Origin of the sequence: Arthrobacter terricola, assembly GCF_004354015.1 — a bacterium.
Classification (GTDB): Bacteria; Actinomycetota; Actinomycetes; order Actinomycetales; family Micrococcaceae; genus Arthrobacter; species Arthrobacter terricola.
This window is the reverse complement of the sequence record NZ_SMRU01000074.1, coordinates 1-4,891: the sequence shown is the minus strand read 5'-3', so window position 1 is coordinate 4,891 and position 4,891 is coordinate 1. Positions and strand designations below refer to the sequence as shown.

The following is a 4,891-nucleotide window of genomic DNA, read 5'->3' as shown; positions in this document are numbered from 1 at the left end:
GCAGCCGGCGTCGACGCCTTGGGCATCGTGCTGGGCGGTTCCGGTAACGGCGAGCAGATCGCCGCGAACAAGGTAGAGGGCGTCCGGGCGGCTTTGGCCTGGAACCTGGATACTGCCCGCCTGGCCCGCGAGCACAACGACGCCAACGTGGTGGCTGTGGGCGGACGCCAGCACAGCGTGGATGAGGCCACCGAGCTCATCGAAGCATTCCTGGCTGAGCCGTTCAGCAAGGCCGAACGCCACGTGCGCCGCATCGGCAAGATCGCAAGCTACGAAACCACCGGCGAAGTCGTCGAATAGGCAGCTAAACGGTGGCCAGACTCGCCGCTTACCCAACCACCACCCACAGGAGAAATCATGGAAATCCTCGTAGATAGGCAGTCAGAATGCTAGAAGACCGAAACTCCAACAATCCGGGCGTCCAGGCCAGAAGAACGTCTGCTCCGCGGCGTTGGCTGGTTATGGGCATTGCTTGGCTCGCCATTGGCATCGGGTGGCTTTTCACTCTTGTGAGGGGCACTGCTGGAGTAGCCGAGCCGTGGCGTGTCGGCCTGGGTGTCATCTATCTCGTGGTGGGCGTCGGATACCTCACCGCGTGGTTCCGGGGCAAAAAAAGAACCGGTTCGGCCGCTGCCGGCTGAGGATTCCCCAGCCGGCTCAATCTCCTATGTATGACCTGTCGCGGAGACGGAGGGGCTGCCTGTCCTGCACGATCCGACGGTAGGCCCACAGCACCAGTGAACTCGCAAGTACCGCGAAACCAACCAAGGTGTCAGTGATACTTCCGTAGCCGGCGACGCCCGAGTACATGATGCCGAGGACGTTGAGGAATGCTGTAATCGCGGCGAGCACGAAGGCGACCGGAATCCAGATGCGCGCGCGCTTGACCGGCCGAGGCCAGTCGGGCCTGTCCTTACGGAGCAGTAGGAATCCCACGAGTGCGAAGAAGATCGCGAGCATGTAGCCGAGGTTGCTAGCAAAGAGGACCCCAAGCGTGTTGCCGACGAAGAGCACGAGCACGATGTTGATGACCAGGTCCAGCGTCATGGCCCGCGAGGGCATCCCTTCCTTATTGAGATAGTCGAGTTGCCGGATCACCATTCCGTCCTTGGCGATTCCGTAGAGGGCCCGTCCAGCATCAGCAGTGGACGACGTCATCATCACGAACAGTGCTGCGACGATAACCAACGTCATGACGATCGAACCGCCGCCAAGCACTGTTTGGAAGGCCGTGGGTAGATAACCGATGGGGTCGTTGTTGATCGCATTCTCGCTGGAGGACACGCCCGCGGTGGTAATCACTCCGCCGACGAGCAGGAGCAGGGAGAGCAGCGAGGACGAAATAAGGACGCGACTAGTGTCGCGCTTGTGGTCCTTGTACTCGGGGGTCATGGTCGCGCCGATCTCGGTCGCGTAGGAAGTCCAACCCATCACATAGAGGTAGACCAATGCCAGCTGCCAACCGTGCCACGGCTGGTCGGTTTCGCCGAGCTTGCCCCAGCTCAGGACGTGGGAACTCCAGTGCCCGGTGACCATGGATCCAACCAACAAAACGATAATCGCGATGACCGCAACGCCCCCAAGCAGCTTGTTGAAACGAACCGCGGGCTTTACTCCGAAGATGTTGAGTAGCCACACGCAGAAGATGGCGGCGACGGCGATAAGGTGACCGGGCCCGATTTCCACGAGGCCGTCGGACACCTTCCACGTGGCGTCCGGGAAGAACTGTGCTGTCAAAAGATCGCCAATGATGAGCGAGAAGACCGCCAAAACAAACGACCAGCCGGCCCAGTAACCCACTGCCGCCAGCGGCCCCACGGGTTCTAGATATCGTTTCCAGGCCTCGTGGGCGTACATGGCAATTCCGCCCGGCTTATCCGGAAACATCGCTGCCATCTCGGCGTAGAGGTAGTTCTGAAGTAACGCAATAATGCAGGAGGTACCCCAAAGAGCTGCCGCGGTCCAGGCCCCCAAGGCGCCAATTGAGTATCCGATCAGCATGAAGGCGCCGACTGGAATCGAGAGGGCGAGGGCGAAACCATCACGCCATCCCATATTTCGGTGTATCCGGCCGGGCCCAGTGGCTGGGGTGGCCTCCGGAACCGAGGTAGTTGGAGAGTTGCTCATTGGGGGGCTCTTCGCGGACGGATGATGTAATCAGGAAGGCGCATCGGCGCTCGTCTAGGGGACGAAGTCCGCCAATGATGGAAGTTCCTACGGAGTCCTGCGGAAGGACCTTGACGTTTCCACGGTACCGCCGAGTCCCTGATCTGGCCATGTCAGATTTGCCGAGGACAAGAGCAACCGCCGGCCCTTCCTCTGGCTCACAGTCCACCTGAGACCGACACGCACTGCGCGCTCGGCCATCGCGGCCGCTGCCGTCGTACGATCTCGATGGGCAGTGCAATTGACCCTTCAATCCGTCAATAGAAGGGGTTTAGCCATGCCAGCCAAAAGTCGCTTCCTCTTCTGCCAGCGCGGGTCAGTCACCATCCTCTTACCATCCGCGACAAGGGAATCCAGCCATTCCGAATGGTTTAGACGGTGCTTTCGAACGGCCGGCATGTATCCTCCAAAAGGCTGGGGCCGGGATCAATGTCCGGTATGTATGTCCGGACTGTAGTATTAACCCCGATTCATCACCCACCTTCGGAGCGCAGACTCTTGGACTCGCCGACCTCATTCCAGACGCAGATCTACCGCTCCCTGCCTGAAATCGAGCGGGCAGATGCGATTGTCGACAGAATTTCCAAGGCAATCGCCCTCGGACTGCTCAAGGTAGGCGAACGCCTACCTCCCGAAGCTGCGCTCTCGGAAATGTTCGGCGTCGGGGGAGCAACGCTCCGCGAGGCGCTGTCGGAGCTGCGCGAGCAGGGAATCGTCGAGACTCGCAGGGGCAGGAGCGGGGGAACCTTTGTCGTCAATCAGCCTCGAACCCGAACAGAGGCAATAAGGGATTGGTTTCTCTCAACGTCAATTTCGGAAATACGCGACATCGGGGACGAGCACTCAGCAGTTGCCGCCGCGATCATCCGGCTGGCATGTGAGCGCGCGGAACCGCACGACGTCGAGCGCCTTCAGGAACTTGCCCGAGCATTGGTCCTTGCCCCTACCCCCGAAAAGCGTGCAACTGCCGATAGCCGCTTCCATATCGAGTTGGCAGTATCCGCCCAATCGCCAAGGCTTGCCAACGCCGAAATCCGGATTCAGGAAGAAACAGTTCAACAGATATGGACTCCCTTGGCTGTGGCATTTGACCCGGAACAGGCAGCGGCTGAACACTTGGAGTTGGTTCGAGCCGTGGCCCAGGATCAACCCGAGAAGGCCCAGGGGCTGGTACTTGAGCACATCAGACGGAACATTTTCCATCTGATTGACACCAAACTGACCCTCGGTTACAGCCAATCAACTCAGGATGCCCAATGATTCCCGACACTGAAGTCGTTCACTCTGCCCAATCCCTGACGTCGTGGATTGGCGGTGTCTCCACGGGGATCAAGGAGCTCTCCGCGAATGTTGCCTCGCTGCTTGAACGAAATCTCCTCGGCAAAGCCAAGGTTGATAAGGCTGCGCTGGCAGGGTTGGACAAACTATCGCAGGAGTTCTTGGCGAAAAACACCTACGCTGTCGGCGCCGGGACCTTCTTCGCACATGAGTTCGTTGAACATGGCGGCCAAGCCTTGGAATGGTGGTCCCGTCGGGAATCCGGCGCCATCGGAAGGCTCGATTTTGACCAGACTCCGGGTAGCAGCCGGTATTACGACTATGAGAAATTGCCGTTCTTCTCCACCGCGGCTGCGACGGGTGAGCAGACTCTTTGGGGCCCGTACATCGATTATCTCGGCTTCGAGGATTACATCCTGACGTTCACTGCACCGTTTTCGGTCCATGGCCACTTTACCGGGGTGGCCGGATGCGACATCCGGCTCAAGGACCTTGAACCCCGCCTCATGCCGATCCTGCGTGCCATCCCCGGTGATGCCGCGCTGGTCAACGCGAGCAACCGAGTCATCCTCGGCAATTCCGGAAGATACCTCGTTGGCGACCGGATCAAAACAGGATCCTCAGTGCAAGATCGGATCGCCCTGGACGTGCCCCATCTGGGCCTTTCCTTGATCTACACCGCCTAGTCGATAACCATCTCGACAGTCCCTGCAATCCACGGGCCAAAAATGTCCCCACTGCAGTTTTATCAGACGTAACGTATTTCATGGCCCAGCGGTGCTGTTTGCGTGCGGGCGCCTGGTTTCGGCCAGCGTGCAGTCAACTTCTCCACGGGGAGTCTTGCTGGGAGTGGAGTCGCCATCCCCGCGGATTCGGCGCGGAAACGGGCCGGATCGACCGGTTTTCGCTCAAAATCGACAAGTCTAAACCGAACTGGCCCCCTGTCGGGGCGCGCGGTCGCGCAGTCGGGATCACATTCCAACGTGGGACGATCGGTCAGCGATGCACATTTTTTCTTCGAATAAAAGCTATCGCTATGAAAGATTAAAGAGTAATCTCCGAGGTGATCTGTTTCACAGGAGAGCTCCAATAACCGGTTCGAGGACCTGCATTCGACGGGGAAATGCTTTCTTCTTCCGGTCTGCGAAGCCCGCCGCTAGTTAGACCCCGCTGGCAGCGTCTTCGCCCATGACCCCGACGGCGTAGTCATTGGCTGTAAAGCCATTCAGATTCGACTAAGGACTTCCCCCATATGTCTGAACTCAAGCAACATGATTCGAGCGGTCTGCAGGATTTTGGTTATACGCAGTCGCTGGACCGCAGTATCGGTAAGTTCGCCAGCTTCGCGGCCGGCGTGAGCTATATTTCGATCCTTACGAGTGTTTTCCAGCTCTTCTACTTCGGCTATGCCACCGGCGGCACGGAGTATTTCTGGTCCTGGCCGATG

5 protein-coding genes and 1 pseudogene are annotated in these 4,891 nt (G+C 59.0%); 5 read left to right on the top strand and 1 reads right to left on the bottom strand.

The features are described from left to right. Window positions 1-300, top strand: a 300-nt coding sequence (locus E1809_RS26130) for an RpiB/LacA/LacB family sugar-phosphate isomerase (protein WP_133207126.1), incomplete at its 5' end; no start/stop codon positions are given. Window positions 301-386: 86 nt separating this feature from the next. Then, a complete protein-coding gene (locus E1809_RS26125) occupies window positions 387-641 on the top strand; it encodes a hypothetical protein (protein ID WP_133207125.1) in 255 nt (84 codons plus the stop codon). 16 nt (window positions 642-657) lie between these two features. Here E1809_RS26125 and E1809_RS26120 read toward each other — a convergent pair whose 3' ends face one another. Then, the gene (locus E1809_RS26120) at window positions 658-2,055 is read right to left on the bottom strand and encodes an APC family permease (protein WP_165962518.1); all 1,398 of its coding nucleotides are present in this window, start codon (window positions 2,053-2,055) and stop codon (window positions 658-660) included. Window positions 2,056-2,664: 609 nt separating this feature from the next. Here E1809_RS26120 and E1809_RS26115 point away from each other — a divergent pair. The 3 genes and pseudogenes from E1809_RS26115 to E1809_RS26105 form a co-directional block, all read left to right on the top strand. Beyond that, window positions 2,665-3,426, top strand: coding sequence for a FadR/GntR family transcriptional regulator (locus tag E1809_RS26115; RefSeq protein WP_235835786.1), 762 nt, complete (start codon window positions 2,665-2,667; stop codon window positions 3,424-3,426). Next, on the top strand, window positions 3,423-4,130 hold the full coding sequence (locus E1809_RS26110) for a cache domain-containing protein (RefSeq protein ID WP_133207123.1): 708 nt from the start codon (window positions 3,423-3,425) through the stop codon (window positions 4,128-4,130). Before E1809_RS26115 ends, E1809_RS26110 begins: the two co-directional genes overlap by 4 nt. Before the next feature lie 566 nt (window positions 4,131-4,696). Continuing rightward, window positions 4,697-4,891: pseudogene (locus E1809_RS26105) on the top strand (amino acid permease); the annotation flags it as partial.